Here is a 22,842-nt window from a genome sequence, read left to right as displayed (position 1 = left end):
AATGATGCTCACACCGCGTCAGGATGAAATCGTTGCGCTGGCGAAAGCAAGCGGGCGTGTGCTGGTGGACGAGCTGGCCACGCGGTTTTCGGTAACGCCACAGACGATCCGCAAGGACCTCAACGATCTCTGCGATACGCGGGTGCTGACGCGCATCCATGGCGGCGCACTTTTTCCGAGCGGCAACGAAAACGTCAAATACGAGGCACGCCGTGCGATCGCCTCCTCCGAAAAGCAGGCGATCGGCGCCGCTGCCGCTGCCCTAATCCCCAACAACTCCTCGCTTTTCATCAATATAGGTACGACGACCGAGGCGGTGGGCGAAGCGCTGGCGGATCATCACGAGCTGATGGTCATCACCAACAATATTAATGTTGCCAATAGGTTACGGGTTTTTCCGGGCATCGAGGTGGTGATCGCTGGCGGCGTCGTGCGCGGTTCCGATGGCGGCATCGTCGGTGAGGCCGCAGTGGATTTTATCCGCCAGTTCAAGGTCGACTTCGCCGTCATCGGCGTTTCTGCAATCGATGAAGACGGCGCTTTGCTGGATTTCGACTTTCGCGAGGTCAAGGTTGCCCAGGCGATCATGTCCAACGCTCGCCACGTCATTCTTGTATCGGATTCACTGAAATTCGAGAGGACGGCCCCCGTGCGCATCGGCCATCTTTCACAGGTACACACCTTCATTACCGATCATTGTCCGGTCGATTCGATCCGATCCATCTGTGCCGATAATGACGTCAGGTTGATTGAAACCGAGGTTGGGGAGCCTTGATCCGAACCGCCCCTGAATTTCGTTTGACATTCGTTTTGTCTTCAAATTAGATGTCCGTGCTTTCAATATATCGATGAGGAGAGCGTCGATGAAAGCGCGGGAGGGTCCATGTCTGACGAGGCAATCCACGATGTTTTCGTGATCGGCGGCGGCATCAACGGCTGCGGCATCGCGCGTGACGCTGTCGGCAGGGGTTATTCCGTTGCGCTTGCGGAAATGAACGATTTTGCCTCCGGCACCTCGTCGGCCGCCACAAAGCTCATTCATGGCGGTTTGCGTTATCTCGAACATTACGAATTTCGTCTGGTGCGAGAAGCGCTGATGGAGCGCGAGGTGTTGTGGGCCATGGCGCCGCACATCATCTGGCCTATGCGCTTTGTTCTGCCATTCCAGAAGGGCGGCGTGCGCCCGGCCTGGCTCGTGCGTATCGGGCTTTTTCTTTATGACCATCTCGGCGGCCGCAAGCTTTTGCCCGCCACCCGCTCGCTTGATCTGCGCCGTGATCCCGCAGGGAAACCGCTGAAGCCGATTTTTGCCCGGGCTTTCGAATATTCTGACGGCTGGGTGGACGATGCCCGTCTTGTGGTGCTGAATGCCCGCGATGCCGCCGATCGCGGTGCCTTGATCCTCAACCGCACGCAGGTCGTTTCGGCACGGCGCGAAGGCGCCTTCTGGCGGATCGAAACTAAAAATGGTGCCGGAGAAACCGCGACCTACCGGGCGCGCATGCTGGTAAATGCGGCAGGTCCCTGGGTGGACAAGGTTCTGGCTGCGACATTCGGTAAAAACAATGTCCACAACGTCCGCCTCGTGCAGGGCAGCCACATCATCGTGCGCAAGAAGTTTTCCGATCCGCGCGCCTATTTTTTCCAGAACCCGGACGGGCGCATCATCTTCGCCATCCCTTATGAGCAGGATTTTACCCTGATCGGCACGACGGATCGCGACTATACCGCCGACCCCCGGGCTGTTAAGATCAGCGACGAGGAGATCAGCTATCTTTGCAACGCGGCGAGCGAATATTTCGCTGAACCGGTGACGTCGGCCGATATCGTCTGGACCTATTCCGGCGTGCGGCCGCTGTTTGACGACGGCGCATCGAAAGCGCAGGAGGCAACCCGCGATTATGTGCTGAAAACCGAAGGAGCTGAAGGCGAAGCGCCGCTTCTCAATATCTTCGGTGGCAAGCTCACCACCTATCGACGGCTTGCGGAACATGCTCTTGAAAAAATTGGTGATGCGCTGGGTGAAAAGGGCTCGCCGTGGACGGCAGGTTCACATTTGCCGGGCGGAAATTTCGGTGCCGAGGCTTATGCGGGAGAGGTCACGGCCCTGCGGTCGCGTTATCCTTTCCTCGATGAGCGGCATGCGAAGCGGCTCATCCGCTGCTACGGAACGGACGCCGCGTCGATTATTGGCAATGCCGGGGACATGGCAGGGCTGGGACGGCATTTCGGCGGCACGCTTTATGAGGCCGAGGTGCGCTGGCTGATGGCCCGGGAATGGGCGATGACGGCGGAGGATATTCTGTGGCGCCGCACCAAGCAGGGGCTTTTCTTTACCCAAGAAGAGGTGCGCGGGCTGGAGGATTATATCGATGACATTGCAGGTGGACGCTTGAAGGCAATCTGACGATCCGATCAAAAAGCGGAGGAGGCTTTGGATCACCATGCTTGAATTGCGAAACGTCTCGAAGATGGCCGGCGGTGAATATCATATTCACCCGACCGATCTGACGTTGCAGCGCGGAAGCCTGAACGTCCTGCTTGGACCGACACTTTCGGGCAAGACGACACTCATGCGGCTGATGGCCGGGCTGGACAAGCCAAGTGGCGGTACGATTCTCTTTAATGGGGAGGACGTGACGGGCTGGCCGGTTCAGAAGCGCAACGTCGCCATGGTGTATCAGCAGTTCATCAATTATCCGGCGCTCAGCGTTTATGAAAACATCGCCTCGCCGATGCGCGTTGCCGGCAAGGACAAGGCAACGATCGACAGGGAGGTGAGGAAGGCCGCCGAGCTTCTGAGGCTGACGCCCTATCTCGATCGTACGCCTCTCAACCTCTCCGGTGGCCAGCAACAACGCACGGCACTTGCCCGCGCCATCGTCAAAAACGCCAATCTGGTGCTCCTCGACGAGCCTCTCGCAAATCTCGATTACAAGCTGCGTGAGGAGTTGCGTGAGGAATTGCCGCGCATCTTTGCCGAATCCGGTGCGATCTTTGTTTACGCCACGACGGAACCCTCCGAAGCTCTGCTGCTTGGTGGCAATACCGCGACGCTGAACGAGGGCAAGGTAACGCAATTCAGCCGCACGATCGAGGTTTACAGGCGTCCGGTGGATATCGTAACCGCGAAAATATTTGCCGATCCGCCACTCAACACCATCGAGGTCATCAAGACGGGCGGCGCCTTCACGCGCGCCGACCATGCGGTTGTGCCGGTGCCGGCGCATCTTGCTGCCATGCCTGACGGTCCAGTGACCATTGCCTTCCAGCCACATCATCTTTTCCCACAGCAAAAGGGGCAGGCGGCGCAATCCATCCGGGCGCGGACACTGATCTCGGAGATCGCCGGATCGGAAAGCTTCGTACATGTGGAATTTTCAGGCCAGCGTTGGGTGATGCTGGCGCAGGGCATTCACGACATCGAGCCGGACACGGAGATCGAGCTGTTTCTCGATACGCGGCACCTGATGGCTTTCGATACACACGGCCACGCCATCGGCGAAGCGGCTTGAGGGGAGATCGATCATGGCACGCATCACGCTCGATCATATCCGCCACGCTTACAACGCCAAGGCGCAGGCGGCAGGTGATTATGCCCTGAAGGAAGTTCATCACGAATGGGAGGATGGCGGTGCCTATGCGCTGCTTGGCCCTTCCGGCTGCGGCAAGACCACGTTGCTTAACATCATTTCCGGCTTGCTGCGCCCCTCAGAAGGTCGCATCGCCTTTGACGGAACGGATGTCACCGATCTTTCCACCGAAGATCGCAACATCGCCCAGGTATTCCAGTTCCCGGTCGTTTACGACACGATGACAGTCTATGCCAATCTGGCTTTTCCGCTGCGCAACCGGCAAGTGCCGGAAGCCGAAGTCGACCGCCGTGTGCGGGAAATCCTCGAGATGACCGATCTTTCCGGCATGGCCAAACGCCACGCGCGCGGACTTACGGCGGACCAGAAGCAGAAAATTTCGCTGGCGCGCGGGTTGGTGCGATCCGACGTCAATGCCATCCTCTTCGACGAGCCGCTGACGGTGATCGATCCGCATATGAAATGGGTGCTGCGCTCACAGTTGAAGCGCCTCCACCGCCAGTCCGGTTTCACCATGGTCTACGTTACGCACGACCAGACCGAGGCGCTGACTTTCGCCGACAAGGTGGTGGTCATGTATGACGGACAGATCGTCCAGATCGGCACACCCGCCGAGCTTTTCGAACGCCCGGGACATACGTTCGTCGGTTACTTCATCGGTTCGCCCGGCATGAATGTGATGCCTGCCAGCATCGATGGCGCAACGGCGGTTGTCGGCGGCCTTGGCGTTCCGCTTGCCGGCGTGCCGGTGGTGGATGGATCGAAGCGGATCGAAATCGGCATCCGCCCGGAATTCGTTCGGCTGGAGCGGGGTGGCATGCCCATCACCGTCGACAAGGTCGAGGATATCGGCCGGCAAAAGATCGTTCGCGCGCGGTTCGCCGGCCAAAAGCTTGCGATTGTCGTTCCGGAGGAGGAGGACATTCCGGCAGAAGCGGGTGTTCGCTTCGATCCGGCCGCTATCGGTGTCTTTGCCGATTCCTGGCGTGTGAAGATGGGGGCCTGACCATGGAAAAGACCTGGAACAACAAAGCGTGGTTCATGGTGCTGCCGGTTCTGGTGCTGGTCGCCTTTTCCGCCGTCATCCCGCTGATGACGGTCGTGAATTATTCGGTGCAGGATACCTTCGGCAACAACCAGTTCTTCTGGGCGGGAACCCAATGGTTTCAGGAAATTCTTGGCTCCGACCGTTTCTGGAACGCGCTCGGACGCAATCTGGTATTTTCCGGCATCATTTTGGCGATTGAAATTCCGCTCGGCATATTCATCGCGCTCAAGATGCCCAAATCCGGCATCGGCGTGCCGGTCTGCCTCGTCACCATGGCGCTGCCACTTTTGGTGCCATGGAATGTGGTAGGCACGATCTGGCAGGTGTTCGGTCGCAGCGATATCGGGTTGCTGGGTTATTACGCCAATCAGCTTGGGCTTGATTACAACTACGTCAACGATCCCGTCGACGCATGGATCACCGTCGTCATCATGGATGTGTGGCACTGGACAAGCCTCGTCGTCCTGCTGTGCTACGCCAGCCTCGTCTCCATTCCGGATGCCTATTATCAGGCAGCAAGGATCGATGGCGCATCGCGTTTTGCGGTTTTCCGGTTCATTCAGTTGCCGAAGATGAAGCGGGTGCTGCTGATCGCATTCCTGCTGCGCTTCATGGACAGCTTTATGATCTATACCGAGCCTTTCGTCGTCACCGGCGGCGGCCCCGGAAATTCCACCACCTTCCTGTCCATCGATCTCGTCAAGGTAGCGCTCGGCCAGTTCGATCTGGGTCCCGCGGCGGCCATGTCGCTGATCTACTTCCTCATCATCCTGCTGTTGTCCTGGGTGTTCTACACCGTGATGACCAGCCACGACGCGGAGACTTGAGACATGAGCGCCTCTGATGTCACCACAAGCGTGGAACTCAACGGTATCGGCAATCCACCGGTAAGAGCCAGTTCGGCGAGAATATCAGGCCTTGCTGCGAATTCACGATCGCGCCGCCGCCATGGGCCATCGCGCTTTTCCTGGCTGGTGCCGACGATCTACATCATCCTGCTGCTCGTGCCGATCTACTGGCTTATCAATATGAGCTTCAAGACGAACACGGAAATTGTCTCGTCGATGACGCTTTATCCGCACCAGCCGACGTTGCAGAATTATCGGACGATCTTCACGGATTCATCCTGGTATTCGGGTTACATCAACTCGATCATCTACGTCGTCATGAATATGGTGATCTCGGTCTCGGCGGCACTCCCGGCGGCCTATGCCTTCTCGCGTTACCGCTTCCTCGGCGACAAGCACCTGTTCTTCTGGCTTTTGACCAACCGCATGGCGCCACCCGCCGTCTTCGCGCTGCCCTTCTTCCAGCTCTATTCCGCTTTCGGGCTGATCGACACGCATATTGCCGTGGCGCTGGCGCATTGCCTGTTCAACGTGCCGCTGGCGGTGTGGATTCTCGAAGGTTTCATGTCGGGTGTACCGAAGGAAATCGACGAGACCGCCTATATTGACGGCTATTCCTTCCCGAAATTCTTCGTGAAGATTTTCATGCCGCTCATTGCCTCCGGCATCGGTGTCGCCTGTTTCTTCAGCTTCATGTTCTCGTGGGTCGAGCTTCTGATCGCCCGCACGCTGACGACGACCGACGCCAAGCCGATCGCCGCGACCATGACGAGAACCGTTTCTGCCGCCGGCATGGACTGGGGCCTGCTTGCCGCCGCCGGCGTGCTGACGCTCATTCCCGGTGCGCTGGTGATCTGGTTTGTTCGCAATTACATCGCCAAGGGCTTTGCGCTGGGGAGGGTTTGACATGACGAAGATGCCCGATTTTACCTGGATGGCATGGACCTGGCAGACGGCCGCGTTTTTCGGTGCCATCGCCGTGTTGCTGGTTGGGATGTGGTTCTGGGAACAGCTCTCGCCCGGCGGCAACCCCCGCTTCGGCCTGCTGCGTTTCGAGACAACGCGTGGCGACAGGTTGTTCATTTCGCTGCTCGGCAGCGCTTTCATTCATCTTGCATGGCTCGGGCTGGTCGGCCCGAACCTGTGGTGGGCTCTCGCTCTGTCGGCGGTTTACGCAATTGGCGTTTTCCGTTTCGTCTAGAGCAGGAAGAACGGTGCGGCGGAGGAAAACCGCACCCGGCAGACTTCGTGCAATCGCAACCCTTGGGAGGACTGATATGCGACGGCATCTGATGACGACGACGGCAGCCATGCTGCTGGCAATGACAGGTTCCGCTTTCGCCGGAATGGAGGAGGCAAAGCAATTTCTGGACAAGGAAATCGGCGATATGTCGTCGCTTTCGCGTGCAGATCAGGAAAAGGAACTGCAATGGTTTATCGATGCCGCGAAACCTTTTGCTGGCACGGACATCAAGGTCGTTTCCGAATCCCTGACAACACATGAATATGAATCGAAGGTCCTGGCACCGGCGTTTACCGCTATTACCGGCATCAAGGTCACGCACGACATCATCCAGGAAGGTGACGTCGTCGAAAAGATTCAGACCCAGATGCAGACCGGCCAGAACCTCTATGACGGCTGGGTGAATGACAGCGACCTCATCGGCACGCATTGGCGTTACCAGCAGGTGCGCAACCTCACGGATTTCATGGCCAATGAGGGCAAGGACGTCACCAATCCCGGCCTGGATCTCAAGGACTTCATCGGCAGCGCCTTTACGACGGCACCGGACAAGAAGCTCTACCAGCTTCCCGACCAGCAATTCGCGAACCTGTACTGGTTCCGCTACGACTGGTTCAACGACGACAAGAACAAGGCCGATTTCAAGGCCAAATACGGCTACGACCTTGGTGTGCCCGTAAACTGGTCGGCTTATGAGGATATTGCCGAATTCTTCACCGGCCGTGATGTCGGCGGCAAGAAGGTCTTCGGCCATATGGACTATGGCAAGAAGGACCCGTCGCTTGGCTGGCGCTTCACCGATGCCTGGCTTTCCATGGCCGGCAACGGCGACAAGGGCCTGCCAAACGGCCTGCCTGTCGATGAATGGGGCATCAAGGTCAACGACAAGTCGCAGCCGGTCGGCTCGTGCGTGGCACGCGGCGGCGATACCAACGGTCCGGCGTCGGTCTATTCCATCGAGAAATATCTCGAATGGCTGAAGAAATTTGCGCCGCCAGAAGCGCAGGGCATGACCTTCTCCGAATCCGGTCCGGTGCCGGCGCAGGGTAACATTGCCCAGCAGATCTTCTGGTACACGGCCTTCACTGCCGATATGGCCAAGCCCGGCCTGCCTGTCGTGAACGAGGACGGTTCGCCGAAATGGCGCGTCGCACCTTCCCCGCATGGCGTCTACTGGAAGGACGGCATGAAGCTCGGTTATCAGGACGTGGGTTCGTGGACGCTGATGAAATCCACCCCTGACGATCGCGCCAAGGCCGCATGGCTTTATGCGCAGTTCGTAACTTCCAAGACCGTGGATGTGAAGAAGAGCCATGTTGGTCTGACCTTCATTCGCGATACCACCATCCATCACAAGAGCTTCACGGACCGGGCCGCCAAGCTTGGTGGTCTGATCGAGTTCTATCGCTCGCCCGCTCGCGTGCAATGGTCGCCAACCGGCACCAACGTGCCTGACTATCCGAAGCTGGCACAGCTCTGGTGGCAGGCAATTGGCGATGCATCTTCGGGTGCCAAAACCGCTCAAGCCGCAATGGATTCGCTCTGCGCCGAGCAGGAAAAAGTCATGGCCCGTATCGAGCGCGCCGGTGTGCAGGGCGATATCGGCCCAGAACTGGCGGAAGAACACGATATCGACTACTGGAACAAGGACGCCGTTTCGAAGGGCAATCTGGCACCGCAGCTGAAGATTGCCAACGAAAAGGAAAAGCCGGTCACCGTCAATTACGACGAGCTGGTCAAAAGCTGGCAGAAGTAATGTCTGCGTGAAATCTTAAACCGGGGCGGCTTTGCCGCCCCGTCATTGCGTTTGAAAGGGAGTGACATAATGGGCGGTTATATTCTGGCGATCGATCAGGGGACGACATCGACAAGGTCGATGGTCTTTGATCGCGACATGCGGGTCATCGGTGTCGGCCAGCGAGAATTTCCGCAGCATTTCCCGGCCTCCGGCTGGGTCGAACACGATGCCGAGGATATCTGGAAAAGCGTGCTTGAAACAATCCGGCTGGCGCTTGCCGATGCCGGTATCTCCGCTTCCGATATCGAGGCGATCGGCATCACCAACCAGCGCGAAACGACTGTGCTGTGGGACCGTAATACGGGTGAGGCCGTGCATCGGGCTGTTGTCTGGCAGGATCGCCGTGCTGCACCAATTTGCGAGGATCTGAAACGAAGGGGGCTGGAGCCGCTTTTTTCGAAAAAGACCGGTCTGCTGCTCGACCCCTACTTTTCCGGCACGAAGCTGAAATGGCTTCTCGACAGCGTCAGCGGCCTTCGCGAAAAAGCCGTGAAGGGCGAAATCTGCTTCGGCACGGTCGACAGTTTCCTGATCTATCGCCTCACCGGCGGTCGCCGCCATGTGACCGACGCCACCAATGCCTCGCGAACGCTGATCTACAATATCGAGGACAATGCCTGGGATGACGAATTGCTGTCCATCCTCGACATTCCCAGCGCCATGCTGCCGGAGGTGCTTGATTGCGCTGCCGATTTCGGCGTAACGGACAAGGCGCTTCTGGGTGCGGAAATTCCGATCCTCGGCGTCGCCGGTGATCAGCAGGCTGCCGTTATCGGTAACGCCTGCTTCGAACCCGGCATGATGAAATCGACCTATGGCACCGGCTGCTTTGCGCTTCTCAATACCGGCACCGACCGGGTCGCCTCGACAAACCGGTTGCTGACGACCATTGCCTATCGTCTCGATGGCGTGACGACCTATGCGCTCGAAGGCTCGATCTTCATTGCCGGCGCCGCCGTGCAATGGCTGCGTGACGAGCTCGGTTTCATATCGGTCGCGTCTGAAGTCAGCGCGCTTGCCGAAAAGGCTGATCCCAAGCAGCGGGTTTATCTCGTGCCGGCCTTCACCGGCCTTGGCGCGCCCTATTGGGATGCCGAAGCGCGGGGCGCTATTTTCGGCCTGACGCGTGGCACCGGCCCTGCGGAGTTCGCCCGCGCGGCACTCGAAAGCGTCGCCTATCAGACCTTCGATCTTCTGGACGCCATGCGCAACGACTGGGCGGGCGACAATGGCAAGACGGTGCTCCGGGTCGATGGCGGCATGGTTGCCTCGGATTGGACCATGCAGCGGCTGGCGGACATTCTCGCTGCACCGGTCGACCGGCCGGTATTCCTGGAAACCACCATTCTCGGTGCGGCATGGCTCGCAGCATCGCGCGCCGGCATCTGGCCGGACCGGGAGGCCTTTGCTGCCCATTGGAAACGGGATCGCCGTTTTCTGCCAGATATGGATGAGACTGAGCGTAAGAGCGCCATCGCGGGGTGGCGTGATAGTGTTGGTCGCTGCCTCTCGAAACGGGAAGATTGACGCAAGCAAGCGTCTTTTTTACGCAAAACTGCCCGGTGCGATGCTCTTGCTGGATACCAGATCGGAAAGGGCGCGCACCAGTTTTGTGTCCGCGCCCTTACTTGGCTGAAGCACGAATTCCACGTCTTCGAGCGCCGGCAGCACATCAGCCGCAATCTCCCTGAGGCCGGCTGGCGCCATGCTGCGCGGTTGCACGAGGATGCCCATGCCCGCCCTTGCGGCAGCGGTCAGTCCGCTAAGGCTGCCACAGGTGCAGACGATCCGCCACGCGAGACCTGCCCGATCCAGCGCTTCCTGTGCCGCCTTTCGAGTAATGCTTGGCGGCGGAAAGGCGATCAACGGCAGGGCGTCCGGTTGGCTCAGCATTCGCTCCGGGTCACGCGCGAGCCATACCAGAGGTTCGCGGTACAGGAAGTGGCCGAGCTTGTCACCGAGTCGACGTTTCGCGAGCACGACGTCCAACTCGCCATTATCCTGCATCTGGTAAAGCACGCCGCTCAGCGACACCGTCAGCTCCAGATCGACCAAGGGATAGAGGCGGATGAATTCTTCCAGAATGGCAGTGAGCCGGCTGGCGACGAAATCCTCGGAAACGCCGAGCCTTAAGCGCCCGCGCAGGCGGTTTTCGCTGAACAGCGATGAAACCCTGCTGTCGATCTCCAGCATATTGCGGGCATAACCGAGCAGCGCCTCGCCTTCGCCCGTCAGCTTCACCTGATGGGTGCTGCGCGCAATCAACCGACGGCCAAGTGCCGCCTCAAGCCGCTGAATATGCTGGCTGACGGTGGATTGGCCGATACCCAGCCGCTCGGCAGCCAGCGTGAAGCTGCCGGTTTGCTGAAGCATCACGAAGCTGGCAAGATGTTGAAGGTTCAGCATTTATCTCATATCGTGATAACTGTTAGTCTTTGCATCCGAATTCATGATGAGCGATAGTATGGGATATTTCAAGCAAAACCGATGTCGGAAAGACCTCCCATGACCCGCTTCCTGCCTGACCGTTTCACCATGATGCTGGTGGCCACCGTGATCCTGGCTTCCCTTTTGCCGATCAGCGGACAGCCAGCGGTGTATTTCGGGCTTGCCACGAAACTGGCAATCGCATTGCTGTTTTTTCTCCACGGCGCGCGGCTGTCGCGGGATGTGGTGATTGCGGGTATCTTGCACTGGCGCCTGCACATGGCGATCCTTCTCGTCACCTTCGGCCTTTTCCCATTGCTGGGCGTGGCGATCGGTTTCATTCCCGAGAGCATTCTGCCGGCACCGCTTTATATGGGTGTGCTGTTTCTCTGCGTCCTGCCGTCGACGGTGCAATCGTCCATCGCCTTCACATCCATGGCAGGCGGAAACGTGCCTGCCGCGATCTGTTCAGCCTCCGCCTCGAATATTTTCGGCATGGTGCTGACGCCGCTGCTGGTCGGGCTGCTGTTCACGGTCGGTGGCCATGGTGGTGGATTTTCGCTGGATGCGTTCCTGCAAATCTTCCTGCAACTGCTCTTGCCCTTCATCGCTGGCCAGGTGCTGCAGCCGTGGATCGGTGACTGGATCAGGGCACGCAAGAAATTGCTGTCGCCGGTCGATCGCGGTTCCATCCTGATGGTGGTCTATCTTGCCTTCTCCGAAGCAGTTATCGAAGGCATATGGCAGACGTTTTCCGTGCGCGATATCGGCGTTGTCATCGGCATCAATATCGTTCTTCTGGCGCTTGTTCTCTGCGTGACGATGTTCGGCAGCCGGGCGCTCGGTTTCGACAAGGCGGATGAAATCACCATCACCTTCTGCGGGTCGAAGAAGAGCCTTGCCAGCGGCGTGCCCATGGCAGGAGCAATCTTCGCCGGCCAGAGCATCGGGGCAATCGTATTGCCAATCATGCTCTTCCATCAGATTCAGCTGATGGTCTGCGCAGTTCTGGCCCAGCGTTATGCCCGCAAGGCCCATGAAAAAGCAGCGATAACGGAAACTGTCGCTGCGGAAGGCGCGGCAGTATCCACCCGCTGAGGGATGAATTTTCGGCAAATAAAAACGGCCCCTTAACGGGGCCGTTCGTTTGACATCCGGATCGGCTTAGTTGACCTGGGCCGGCGTGATCTGTGCTTCGATCGTCTTCGGCGCATCTGCGCTGTCGGAGGAGATCGCGATACGGCGCGGTTTCATGGCTTCCGGAATATTGCGGACGAGATCGATGTGAAGCAGGCCATTCTTCAGGGAAGCGGTCTGGACTTCGACATGATCGGCCATCTGGAAGCGGCGTTCGAAAGCGCGCGTGGCAATGCCGCGATACAGGAACTCGCCTTCAGACGACTTCTCATCTGCAGCCTTCTCGGCTTTCACCGTCAGCGTATTGGCACGGGATTCTATGCTGAGTTCCGTTTCATCGAAACCGGCAACCGCCATGGTTATACGATAGGCGTTTTCACCCGTCCGCTCGATGTTATAGGGCGGATAGGACTGGGCCTGTTCGGGCTGGCCGAGGCCGTCGAGCATCGAAAAAAGACGGTCGAAACCGACGGTGGAGCGATAGAGGGGGGAAAAATCGACGTGACGCATGGTGTCCTCCTTATGAAGCGACTGTTTGCGGTTGATCCGGCGTCCCGTTCTGGCGACGGCCGGACATATGGCGCGGCCCCGTTCTGGCGGCCGCATGAATGAGATGGGAATGGCTTGGCGCTCCGTCAAGGGGGCGCTTTAAAGCGGAATGGGCGACACAAGATGAACCATCGCTGAACATCCGGTTCCAGCATCGTTCAGTTTGAGAGCCATAAATATCCGTCATCGGAGACATGCTCCGTGGCAGAAGCAATAACGTCCCTTCTTCTTCTGTCCTATTCGCCGGAACCGCGACTGCTTTAACCGACGGTTCCGGCAATTTTTTCTTTGACCTTCCGCCGCCGCCGACCTATCCCGAAAAGGCAGAGAAGCCGGAAAAGACCGATGATCGAAGCCACATTGCGCGAGAGCGAAGACAACCCGGTTCCCGGCAACCATACCGTCGGTTATTTCACCGGCCACGGCGGCAAACAGCTTCGATACGCGATCTTCCGCGCCAGCCGACACATTGCGCGCGGAACTGTGGTTCTGCTGCATGGTCGCAACGAATGTATCGAGAAATATTTCGAGACCGTCAGCGATCTGACGGCCATGGGATTCTGGGTCGCGACCTTCGATACGCGCGGGCAGGGCGGTTCCGAACGGCTGCTGAAGAAGCCAGGCGCCGGGCATGTACGACGTTTTTCCGACTACAAGCGCGACATAAGTTTGTTTCTCGAACAGGTGGTGCTGCCGGATACCCGGCTGCCATTCTTCATGATCGCCCATTCAACCGGCGCACTTGCAGCACTGGCCGCAGCACCCGGCCTGTCGAACAGGATCGACCGTCTGGCGCTTTGTTCGCCCTTTATCGAGCTGGACAGCCAGCAATCCGTTCCTTCGTCCGTCATCCGGCTGGTCGCGACCGCTTTAAGCCTGTTGGGTCTTGGAAAGCTTCAGCTCGGCAGGGATCAGCGCGAACGGGATTTCGATGGCAATCCGCTGACCTCTGACGCCCGACGTTTTGCCAGAAATCTTGCGCTGCATCGGCAATTTCCGGAACTCTTCATCGGCGCACCGACAGCGCGATGGGTTTATGAAGCGCTGAAAACAATGGGTCGGGTGACCCGTCAGGACCATCTGACGGACATAACCATTCCCACCCTCATTCTTGCGCCGATGCTGGATACGATCACGCCCTATAAGGCGCAGGAGGAACTCTCGCGCAACTTCCGCGCGGCGCAGCTTCTTCCCATAACCGGCGCGCGCCATGAATTGCTGCATGAGCGCGACGTTTTCCGCAAACAGGCGCTGGCGGCCATCGACGCCTTTTTCGCGCCGGAATGACGCGGCGATGACGGGGATGGCGCGGTTTGCGCCATCCCCGTCAGTCGCACCATCTACAGTTTTGAAAGAATGGCGAGCGCCTGTTCGTGCACGGCTTTGGAACCGGCTGCCAGAATGCGGCCGCCATTTTCCGGACGCCCGCCATCCCAGGTGGTGATGATGCCACCTGCCTGTTCGATCACCGGAATGAGCGCGCCGACATCATAGGGCTTCAGGCCCGATTCGATCACCAGATCGACATGGCCGGCGGCAAGCAGGCAATAGGCGTAACAATCCACGCCATAACGGAAAAGGCGAACCTGATCCTGCACCTTGTCGTAAAGGGGCTTTTCTTCCGCCGTGAAGATATGGGGTGTCGTGGTGAACAGCACAGCATCCGACAGCGAAGCGCATTCGCGCGTGCGGATCTTGCGTTCACCATCCGGCCCGAAATACCATGCGGCCTCGCCGTCGGCGAAATAACGCTCTTTCGTGAAGGGCTGGTCCATGATGCCCATCGAAGCGCGGCCGGCCGACTGGAAGCCGATCAGCGTGCCCCAGACCGGCACGCCGGAAATGAAGGCGCGTGTGCCGTCAATTGGATCGATAACCCAGATATGTTCGCGATCGAGACCGACATTGCCGTGTTCTTCACCAAGAATGCCGTGTTGCGGGAAACGTGCCTCGATGAGGGCGCGAATGGCGCTTTCTGCTGCCTGATCGCCTTCCGTCACCGGATCATAGCCGCCGTCCTCCTTGTTGGTGACGGCAATGCCTGTGCGGAAGCGGGGAAGCGTTTCAGCGCTGGCGGCTTCGGCAAGTTTGAAGAAGAAATCCCGGTCGGGCAGCATGCGAAACCTCATTGCCTGAATTATTGGGCCTGAATTGTATGGCGAAATGCATAGACCGGAATTGCACCCGCCGTCCACACGTATGGATGCAGGCACGGCCGATTCCAAATTTTCAGCATAAGCCTAAAAAAAGTGCATAAAATAAAATGATTGACAATTGTGCATATAATGCGTAGCGTGACCCTGCAGTCTTTGACTGTAAATACCCTCCTTGGGTGTTTCCTCCCTAGACTTGACCGCGCCAAGGCGCGGTTTTTTTTGCCCGGCGCGTGGGCAGGCTGTCTGGAACAGAGGTCTGAAATATCCTGGAATTTGATGTGTTATTCGGCGGCGAGCGAGGTTTCGATCGCGTATTCCGAAACGAAAACGCCGAGCTGGCGCATGAAGATTTCAAGCGATGCCTGAATGGCGGGAAAATCTGCTTTCTTCGAAAGCGTTTTTTCATCGACGTACAGCGCCCGATTGACCTCGATCTGGAGCGCGTGAAGAGAGCGGATCGGTCGGCCGTAATGTTCCGTGATGAAGCCGCCGGCATAGGGCTTGTTGCAGACCGCAACGAAACCCAGTTCTTCAAGAAAATGCAGAGCGGCGCGGGAGACCTCTTGGGAAGCACTGGTGCCGTAGCGATCGCCTATAATGACATCCGGCCGCAGGTTCGAGCCGGCAACGCGGATATTGCCCGGCATCGAATGGCAATCGATCAGTACCGCCATGCCGAAATTGGCGTGGGTGCGTGACAGCAGCCGGCGCAGGCAGGCGTGGTAGGGTTTGTAAATCGTCTCGATCCGTGACAGCGCCTCGTCCACCGGCAGGCGGTGGGCATAGATGTCCATATTCTCAGCGACGATACGGGGTACCGTTCCGAGGCCGCCGGCAACCCGCATGGAGCCGATATTGGCGTAGGGAGGCAGAGTGCCTTCGAACATGCGCGGATCAAGCTCGTAGGGCTCGCGATTGACGTCGAGATACGCGCGGGGAAAATTGGCTTTGAGCAGCGGCGCACCGATGTCGGGCGCAGCGGCGAACAGCTCGTCAACGAAGTGATCTTCCGAGCGCCGGATCTCGTGCGAATCAAGCCGTGCCGATTCCAGAAAGGAGATGGGGTAACAGCGACCGCTATGGGGTGAATTATAGACGAATGGCAGGGTTTGAACGGCAGGTTCCGTTACTTCGAACAGCTCGTATTCACCCGTTATCCAGTCCATTCAGTGCCATTTACCATGTCGTAAACTATCAGGATGTTCATGTTGCCAGTTACGGTGCGGCAAGTCCATACTATCGACCATGCAGCGCTATACCGATTCTTGTGTTCACATGATATTTACCGTGAAAATCCTATAATCGGGCTAGGGTATCTCAAACATTGAGCAGTTACGGTCACTTATGATGAATCAGAAAATTCTTCTCGCTGAAGACGATAACGATATGCGCCGCTTTCTCGTCAAGGCGCTGGAAAAAGCCGGTTACAAGGTTTCTTCCTTCGACAATGGCGCAAGCGCTTACGACCGGCTTCGCGAAGAGCCTTTCTCGCTGTTGCTGACAGATATCGTCATGCCCGAAATGGATGGCATCGAGTTGGCCCGGCGCGCGACTGAACTCGACCCCGACCTGAAAGTCATGTTCATCACCGGCTTTGCGGCCGTCGCGCTGAACGCCGATTCGAAGGCTCCAAAGGATGCCAAGGTGCTTTCCAAGCCGTTCCATCTTCGCGATCTGGTGGATGAGGTCAACAAACTCCTTGTGGCGTAAGGGGTCTCAAAAAACCTTCACAAAACCGAAAAAAAGCAGTTGACGCATGAACCGGTTTTGTGGTCTATCCGCCGCCACGGAGGGCGTGTAGCTCAGCGGGAGAGCACTACGTTGACATCGTAGGGGTCACAGGTTCAATCCCTGTCACGCCCACCATCCGAATTCTTAAATATCAAGGCCTTGCGAGAAATCGCAGGGCCTTTTTGCATAGTGGCCTCAGTGTCAATCGAACCTGTCCCCTATGGAGTACGCGTCAACGGTCCCATCACAGGAACACGCTGCGACACCGTCATAAATACCACTCCAACTAGGGCAAAGAGGATCGCCAGGAGGACTTAGCGGCCTTCCATGAGGCATGGACATGGAGGAGGGCGTGATGAACCGAAGCGTTTGCGCGCTACCCGCCATTTGGCGTCCTGAGTGCATCGCGCCTTGCCATCCCTTGGTCTTAAGACATCCGACTGCCGCCAGCTGATTGGTATAGGCACGTTTATTGACTACCTATTCGATCCGCGGAGTTCGCTCGAGCGACGGGCTATCCTGTAGGCAGCCTCCAAACTATCCATGCGCTCCGCAATAAATTTCACTCAAAAAAATAAAATGCAAACCGGATTGACGCTTGCCCGGTTTCCCGATATCTCAAACGTCATGCAATAAATTACACGACTTAAAATTTATTGCGGATTGGTCATTGTCCTTGGGAGGGGAATATGTTGGCTTTTCTGAAATCGACCGTTGCCGCGGGTGTTTTAGCCGTGGCGATTTCCGCAGGCGCCGGCTCTCAGGCCACTGCTGCGGGCAAATTCGCCTGTGAACCGGGCGAGACCTATGTGATGAACGTCATGGTTTCCAGCCACCCCTATTGGGTGCCGGTGTTTGAAGGTTTCAAGCAGGCCGCGAAGGCCTTGGGCTGCGAGGCCGTTTTCACCGGTACGCCCGAATACGACATCACCAAGCAGATCGCGTCCTTCGAGCAGGAACTGGTGAAGAAGCCGAAGGGTATATTGCTGCATCCGATGCAGGCCGATCCCTTTATCGAACCGATCAACAAGGCGATCGACTCCGGTGTTTCGGTGACGACTTTTGCGGCGGATTCGCCGAAGTCGAAACGCACCGCCTACATCACCTCTGACAATGTTGCCGAGGCGAAATTTGCGGCTGACGAGATCGTCAAGAAGCTGGGCAAGAAGGGCGAATATGCCGTTCTCGAAAATCCGGGCCAAAGCAACCATGATCTGCGCGTCACCGCACTGATCGATTACATGGGGCGCACTTATCCGGAAATGAAGCTCGTCGGCCGCCAGGCGACCAACCAGGATGCAAACGTCGCCTATCAGGCGGTGGGTGCCCTGTTGCAGGCCAACCCCAATCTCGGCGCATTGTGGATTCCTGAAGCCGGCTCGGCTGAAGGCGCAACGACCGCTGTTCTCGAGGCCAAGAAGAAGGTCCTGATCCTGCATGCGGATATTACCCCGGCGACGCTGGAGCACATCAAGCAGGGCAACATCTACATGTCCATCAATCCCAATCAGGGCGTTCAGGGCTTCATGGGTTTCATGAACACCTTTCTGGGTGCCCATTCGGATCTGATCGACCCCTTCAACGACTACAAGGTATCAGGTTTCAACCCTATGCAGGTTCCTTCGATGGACAATGGTTTCGCCGTGATTACCAAGGCGAACGCCGCTTCCTTCGATCTCAATGACTATATGAAGGGGCGCTGACGCGCCGCCCTGAAACCGGCGAGGTTTACGCCTCGCTGGCAAAGGGGAGCCACGTTCGGGAGGGGCGTTATGGGCGAGGTCATCCTCAACATGACGAATATTCACAAGGCGTTCGGGCCTGTGCGGGCGTTGCGCACTGCTGCCTTTGAGCTGCGGCGGGGAGAAATCCATGCGCTCGCGGGTGAAAACGGCGCCGGTAAATCGACGCTGATGCATATTATCGATGGCATTTTGCAGCCTGATGGCGGCGAAATCCTGCTGGACGGCAAACCGGTCAAAATATCCTCGCCCAATGCGGCGAACCGGCTCGGTATCGGTTTCGTGCATCAGGAGATTGCGCTTTGCCCGGAAATTTCGGTTGCCGAAAACATGTTCATGTCGGAGATCGGCCAAAGCAAATCCTGGTTCATGAATTATCGCGATCTTGGCAAGCGGGCGGCAACCATCCTGAAGGAAATCGGCGATATCGATCCCGCCAGCCGCGCCGGTGATCTGTCGATTTCGCAACAGCAGATCGTTGAGATTGCCAAGGCGCTGACGCTGGACTGCCGTATCCTGATCCTTGATGAGCCGACGGCGGCTTTGACCGAAACCGAGGCCCAGACCCTTTTCCGGATCATGCACCGGCTGGCGGAACGCGGAATTGCGATCATCTATATCTCGCACCGGATGGCGGAGATTTTTGAGCATTGCGACCGCATCACGGTGATGCGCGACGGTTGCCACATCAGGACGGAGAATATCTCCGAGATTTCCCCGGAGGAAGTCGTCAACAGCATGGTGGGACGGGTGCTCGATAAGCTCTACCCACCGAAACTTGCGGAAGAAGAAAAATCGAATGACGTCATTCTCTCTGTTCGGGGACTGAACGAGGGAAAGCGCGTTTTCGATGTCGATTTCGATCTGCGCCGGGGCGAAATCCTCGGGCTCGCCGGCCTGATCGGCGCAGGGCGAAGCGAAATTGTGCGGGCGGTCTGCCGGCTGGAGGGAAAACCAAAAGGCGAGGTCACGTTGCGCGGCCGGCCGCTGAGGCTCAAGGACTATCGCGACAGCATCCGCGAGGGGCTGGTCTATCTGTCGGAGGACCGCAAGGGCGAGGGGCTGTTTCTCAACATGTCCATTGCCGCGAATGTCTCGGCGCTCGATGTCGGCAGGATATCAAACGGCATGGGCTTTATCGAACGGCGCAAGGAAATGAAGCGCGCCGACGAGTTGGGACGCCGGCTGAAATTGCGGGCAAACAGCGTCGGTGACGCTGTCTCTACCTTGAGCGGCGGCAACCAGCAGAAGGTGGCACTGGCAAAGATGCTGTCGGTGGAGCCACAGGTCGTCTTTCTCGACGAGCCGACACGCGGGGTGGATGTGGGCGCAAAGGCCGAAATCCACCGCCAGATCCGGGAATTGGCACGCGAGGGTGTGGGCGTGATCGTCATATCCTCTGAATTGCCGGAACTCATCGGTGTCAGCGACCGCGTACTGGTCGTGCGCGAGGGGCGCATTGCCGGCGAGGTTGAGGGTGAGGACATGACGGAAGAAAAGATCATGCAGCTCGCATCGATCAATATTGCAGAGAGCCCGGCAGGGGCCTGAGGGAGCGGGAAAATGGCAACATCGGAAACACCTTCGGGCATTGCAGAAGTGGCGGTTCGCCGCACAGGCTGGTGGGAACCGGCGCTCAAGGCACGGGAGACCGGACTTATCGTCATCATCCTCGCCCTTTTCGCGGTGATGTCTTTCATATCCCCGTATTTCCTGACGGTCGACAATCTGCGGGCCATGGCGATGGTTTTCGCCATCGAAAGCATCGTCGTGGTCGGCATGACGATCCTGTTAATCTCGGGCGGCATTGATCTATCCGTCGGTTCCGTCACGGCGCTTGCGATGGTTGCGGCTGGCTGGCTATTCCTCAACGGTGTCGATCCCTGGGTCGCGGCCGGGCTGGCAATCTGCCTCACCACATTGGTCGGCATGGCCATGGGATTTCTGACAACGGTCATCGGCCTGCATCACTTCATCGTATCGCTCGGCGTCATGGTGATTGCGCGCGGCGTCTGCCTGCTCGCAACGGGCGGCCGGCCGCTCGGTCTCTACTCGCTGCCGCCGGAATTCAAATTCATCGGCCAGGGCGCGCTTGGCGGCATTCCGCTGGTGCTGATCATATTCGCGGTGGTGGTCGTCTGCTTCGATCTCTTGCTGCGGCGCACGACGGCATTCCGTAAGGTGTTCTATACCGGCAGCAATCCGAAAGCGGCGGCTTATTCCGGCATCCGCGTCGGCCGGGTGGTGTTTGCCACCACCACGCTTTGTTCGATGCTGTGCGGTGTCGCAGGCGTGATCTACATGGCCCGCTTCGGGTCAGCACAGCCGAGCTTCGGAGTCGGCATGGAACTTAACGTGATTGCAGCCGCGGTCATCGGTGGCGCCAGCCTTTCGGGCGGCTCGGGCACCATTCTCGGCGCAATCCTCGGGGCGATCCTTCTGTCGGTCGTTTCCAGTTCGCTTGCCTTGCTCAATGTGTCTGTCTACTGGCAGGACATCATCAGGGGAAGCATATTGCTGACGGCGGTCCTGTTCGACCACTATCTTGTCAAGCGTCGCCGCTGAGCGCCTGTGGTAATTGGAGATATACGATCATGCTGGATACCAAGGACGATTTCGATCAACAGAGGCAGATGTACTCCGTCCTGGTGCTGCATTTCATCGAGGGCGTGAAGCAGTCGGAAATTGCCGAGCGGCTAAATCTTTCCCACACCAAGGTGAACCGTATGATAGCGGCGGGCCGCAAGGCAGGCATGGTAAAGATCACTATCGCCAGTCCCTATCAGAGGCTGGTGGACCTCGAAAACGAGATCACACGCCGCTTCGGCCTCAGACAGTCGGTGGTGACACCGACGGTGTCCGACAATCCGGAAACCGCGCTGCAGATGGTCGGACGCGTGGCCGCCAACCACTTGCTGGAGACTATCCGCGACGGCGACGTGATTGCGATTACCGGCGGCAAGGCGGTGAGCGCCGTCGTCGATAATCTGGAGGTGGAGCGCCGTTTCGATGTGCGGGTAGTGCCGCTGACCGGGGGTGTGCAGGGCAAGCATTATACGGATGTCAATCATCTGGCCACGCAACTGGCGGAAAAGCTCGGCGGCAGCGCGTCGCTCATTCATGCGCCGCTATTTGCCGAGGATGAGGAACAGCGTGATCTCCTGATGAATGTCGCTTCGATCCGCGAAGTGTTCGACTTAGCGCGACAGGCGCAGGTGGCACTGGTTGGCATCGGTTCCGTGGAGGCGCCCGGTTCCGGTTATTACGATCTGCTGCCGGATGTGGCCCGTGGCGGGCAGGCGCTGGTGGATGCGGGCATTGCCGGGGAATTCCTTGCCCATCTCACCATGGCGGATGGGCAGCTGGCGCGGATCGATCTCAACTCGCGCGTGGTGGCGCTGGACCCCGGGCAGCTTGCCCGGTGCCCGAACATCATCGGCGTGGCGGCCGGGGCCATCAAGGCCGGACCGGTGGCAGCCACGCTTGCCGGCCGCTATCTGACCTCGCTCGTCGTGGACGAGGCGATCGCCGGCTATTTACTGGATCAGGAAGAGGGGGAAACTTCGTGACGGACAATTCAATATTGACCCGGACGATTGGCGGCAGCGGTATCAGCGCATCAGCCGTGGGGCTGGGCACCTGGGCCATCGGTGGCTGGATGTGGGGCGGCACCGATGAGCGGCAATCCGTCGCCGCTATCCAGGCCTCCATTGACGCCGGCATTTCCCTGATAGATACCGCGCCAGCCTATGGCATGGGTCTTGCGGAAACCATCGTCGGCAAGGCGATTGCCGGCCGGCGCGACAAGGTGGTGCTGGTCACCAAATGCGGGCTGGTCTGGCATGTGAACGAGGGCGCCTATTTCTTCCACCAGGATGGCAAGCCAGTTCACCGTTATCTCGGCGCCGCTTCGATCCGGCATGAGGTCGAAGAGAGCCTGAAGCGGCTCGGAACCGACTATATCGACCACTATGTCACCCACTGGCAGGATGCGACGACGCCGATTGCCGAGACGGTGGAAACGCTTGTGCGCCTGAAGGACGAAGGCAAGATCCGTTCGATCGGCGCGAGCAACGTCTCGCCGGAGGATTTGGTAGCCTATATCGCCACCGGCGCGCTGGATGCCATCCAGGAAGAATATTCAATGGTGCGGCGGGACATCGAGACGACACTTCTGCCGCTTTGCCGCACGAGTGCTGTTTCGGTCCTGAGCTACTCGTCGCTGGCGCTCGGTCTCCTCTCGGGCAAGGTCGGACCTGAACGGGTTTTTGCAGGGGATGATCAGCGCAAGGGCAATCCGCGTTTCAGCCAGGCAAACCGCGAGAAGATCGCGCGGCTGATGCGGGGTCTGGAGCCGGTGGCCGAAGCGCATGGGGCGTCGATTGCGCAGGTCGTGATTGCCTGGACGATTGCCCAGCCCGGCATAACATTCTCGCTGTGCGGGGCGCGCGATCCGGCTCAGGCGGTTGAAAACGCTGCTGCGGCCCGCCTGCGCCTCGCGGAAAATGAACTTGCTCTCATCAGCGCTGGCGTTGCCGAGCATCTCGTGGGGCTCGATGCGTAAATCATG

21 protein-coding genes and 1 tRNA gene are annotated in these 22,842 nt (G+C 58.4%); 18 read left to right on the top strand and 4 right to left on the bottom strand.

Annotated features, from left to right (window positions below; all coding sequences use genetic code 11):
• Position 1: 1 nt before the first annotated feature.
• The 9 genes from ASD46_RS14800 (at position 2) to glpK (ending at position 10,057) form a co-directional block, all read left to right on the top strand.
• Positions 2-775 carry a DeoR/GlpR family DNA-binding transcription regulator gene (locus tag ASD46_RS14800; RefSeq protein ID WP_025595313.1) on the top strand — a complete coding sequence of 258 codons (774 nt, stop codon included), beginning with the start codon at positions 2-4 and terminating at the stop codon, positions 773-775.
• 108 nt (positions 776-883) lie between these two features.
• The gene (locus ASD46_RS14795; protein WP_060642489.1) at positions 884-2,407 is read left to right on the top strand and encodes a glycerol-3-phosphate dehydrogenase; all 1,524 of its coding nucleotides are present in this window, start codon (positions 884-886) and stop codon (positions 2,405-2,407) included.
• A 37-nt stretch (positions 2,408-2,444) separates the two neighbouring features.
• A complete protein-coding gene (locus ASD46_RS14790; protein WP_013761937.1) occupies positions 2,445-3,515 on the top strand; it encodes an ABC transporter ATP-binding protein in 1,071 nt (356 codons plus the stop codon).
• Between the two features lie 13 nt (positions 3,516-3,528).
• Positions 3,529-4,599 (top strand): ABC transporter ATP-binding protein, encoded by a 1,071-nt coding sequence (locus tag ASD46_RS14785; RefSeq protein ID WP_025595315.1) that lies wholly within the window; start codon positions 3,529-3,531, stop codon positions 4,597-4,599.
• Between the two features lie 2 nt (positions 4,600-4,601).
• Positions 4,602-5,468: a carbohydrate ABC transporter permease gene (locus ASD46_RS14780; protein WP_003511582.1), complete on the top strand. Its 867-nt coding sequence runs from the start codon at positions 4,602-4,604 to the stop codon at positions 5,466-5,468.
• 3 nt (positions 5,469-5,471) lie between these two features.
• Positions 5,472-6,395 carry a carbohydrate ABC transporter permease gene (locus ASD46_RS14775; protein ID WP_003511581.1) on the top strand — a complete coding sequence of 308 codons (924 nt, stop codon included), beginning with the start codon at positions 5,472-5,474 and terminating at the stop codon, positions 6,393-6,395.
• A 1-nt stretch (position 6,396) separates the two neighbouring features.
• Complete coding sequence (locus ASD46_RS14770) at positions 6,397-6,690, top strand: DUF2160 domain-containing protein (protein WP_003511580.1); 294 nt, start codon at positions 6,397-6,399, stop codon at positions 6,688-6,690.
• A gap of 76 nt (positions 6,691-6,766) precedes the next feature.
• Positions 6,767-8,488: an extracellular solute-binding protein gene (locus tag ASD46_RS14765; protein WP_025595316.1), complete on the top strand. Its 1,722-nt coding sequence runs from the start codon at positions 6,767-6,769 to the stop codon at positions 8,486-8,488.
• Between the two features lie 69 nt (positions 8,489-8,557).
• A complete protein-coding gene (gene glpK, locus ASD46_RS14760) occupies positions 8,558-10,057 on the top strand; it encodes a glycerol kinase GlpK (protein ID WP_013761933.1) in 1,500 nt (499 codons plus the stop codon).
• 18 nt (positions 10,058-10,075) lie between these two features.
• Here the strand turns inward: glpK and ASD46_RS14755 are convergent, their stop codons facing one another.
• Positions 10,076-10,936, bottom strand: coding sequence for a LysR substrate-binding domain-containing protein (locus ASD46_RS14755; RefSeq protein ID WP_003511576.1), 861 nt, complete (start codon positions 10,934-10,936; stop codon positions 10,076-10,078).
• 99 nt (positions 10,937-11,035) lie between these two features.
• Between ASD46_RS14755 and ASD46_RS14750 the strand changes: the two genes are divergently transcribed.
• Entirely contained in the window at positions 11,036-12,055 is a 1,020-nt protein-coding gene (locus ASD46_RS14750; RefSeq protein WP_025595317.1) for a bile acid:sodium symporter family protein, read from the top strand.
• Between the two features lie 66 nt (positions 12,056-12,121).
• Here ASD46_RS14750 and hspL read toward each other — a convergent pair whose 3' ends face one another.
• Positions 12,122-12,604: a heat shock protein HspL gene (gene hspL / locus ASD46_RS14745; protein ID WP_019564988.1), complete on the bottom strand. Its 483-nt coding sequence runs from the start codon at positions 12,602-12,604 to the stop codon at positions 12,122-12,124.
• A 384-nt stretch (positions 12,605-12,988) separates the two neighbouring features.
• Here hspL and ASD46_RS14740 point away from each other — a divergent pair, with 384 nt between their 5' ends.
• On the top strand, positions 12,989-13,930 hold the full coding sequence (locus tag ASD46_RS14740; protein WP_003511570.1) for an alpha/beta fold hydrolase: 942 nt from the start codon (positions 12,989-12,991) through the stop codon (positions 13,928-13,930).
• Positions 13,931-13,983: 53 nt separating this feature from the next.
• Here the strand turns inward: ASD46_RS14740 and hisN are convergent, their stop codons facing one another.
• Positions 13,984-14,760, bottom strand: a complete 777-nt coding sequence (hisN, locus tag ASD46_RS14735) for a histidinol-phosphatase (protein WP_003511569.1) — start codon at positions 14,758-14,760, stop codon at positions 13,984-13,986.
• 320 nt (positions 14,761-15,080) lie between these two features.
• Entirely contained in the window at positions 15,081-15,965 is an 885-nt protein-coding gene (locus ASD46_RS14730) for an N-formylglutamate amidohydrolase (RefSeq protein WP_013761928.1), read from the bottom strand.
• Positions 15,966-16,146: 181 nt separating this feature from the next.
• Here ASD46_RS14730 and cpdR point away from each other — a divergent pair, with 181 nt between their 5' ends.
• The 7 genes from cpdR to ASD46_RS14695 all read left to right on the top strand — a co-directional run bounded on the left by cpdR (position 16,147) and on the right by ASD46_RS14695 (position 22,836).
• On the top strand, positions 16,147-16,509 hold the full coding sequence (gene cpdR / locus ASD46_RS14725; protein WP_003497910.1) for a cell cycle two-component system response regulator CpdR: 363 nt from the start codon (positions 16,147-16,149) through the stop codon (positions 16,507-16,509).
• Positions 16,510-16,590: 81 nt separating this feature from the next.
• Positions 16,591-16,665, top strand: a tRNA-Val gene (locus tag ASD46_RS14720).
• A gap of 554 nt (positions 16,666-17,219) precedes the next feature.
• Positions 17,220-18,233 carry a substrate-binding domain-containing protein gene (locus ASD46_RS14715; RefSeq protein WP_025595318.1) on the top strand — a complete coding sequence of 338 codons (1,014 nt, stop codon included), beginning with the start codon at positions 17,220-17,222 and terminating at the stop codon, positions 18,231-18,233.
• 69 nt (positions 18,234-18,302) lie between these two features.
• A complete protein-coding gene (locus tag ASD46_RS14710) occupies positions 18,303-19,823 on the top strand; it encodes a sugar ABC transporter ATP-binding protein (protein WP_060642488.1) in 1,521 nt (506 codons plus the stop codon).
• A gap of 12 nt (positions 19,824-19,835) precedes the next feature.
• The gene (locus tag ASD46_RS14705) at positions 19,836-20,837 is read left to right on the top strand and encodes an ABC transporter permease (protein ID WP_003511562.1); all 1,002 of its coding nucleotides are present in this window, start codon (positions 19,836-19,838) and stop codon (positions 20,835-20,837) included.
• Between the two features lie 29 nt (positions 20,838-20,866).
• Positions 20,867-21,841, top strand: coding sequence for a sugar-binding transcriptional regulator (locus tag ASD46_RS14700; RefSeq protein ID WP_025595320.1), 975 nt, complete (start codon positions 20,867-20,869; stop codon positions 21,839-21,841).
• Positions 21,838-22,836: an aldo/keto reductase gene (locus tag ASD46_RS14695; protein WP_025595321.1), complete on the top strand. Its 999-nt coding sequence runs from the start codon at positions 21,838-21,840 to the stop codon at positions 22,834-22,836. The genes ASD46_RS14700 and ASD46_RS14695 overlap by 4 nt, the downstream gene beginning before the upstream one ends.
• Positions 22,837-22,842: the final 6 nt, after the last annotated feature.

This window comes from Rhizobium sp. Root491 (assembly GCF_001427205.1).
GTDB classification, from domain to species: Bacteria; Pseudomonadota; Alphaproteobacteria; order Rhizobiales; family Rhizobiaceae; genus Agrobacterium; species Agrobacterium tumefaciens.
The sequence above is the reverse complement of the archived record's forward strand: the minus strand, read 5'-3'. Positions and strand labels throughout refer to the sequence as shown.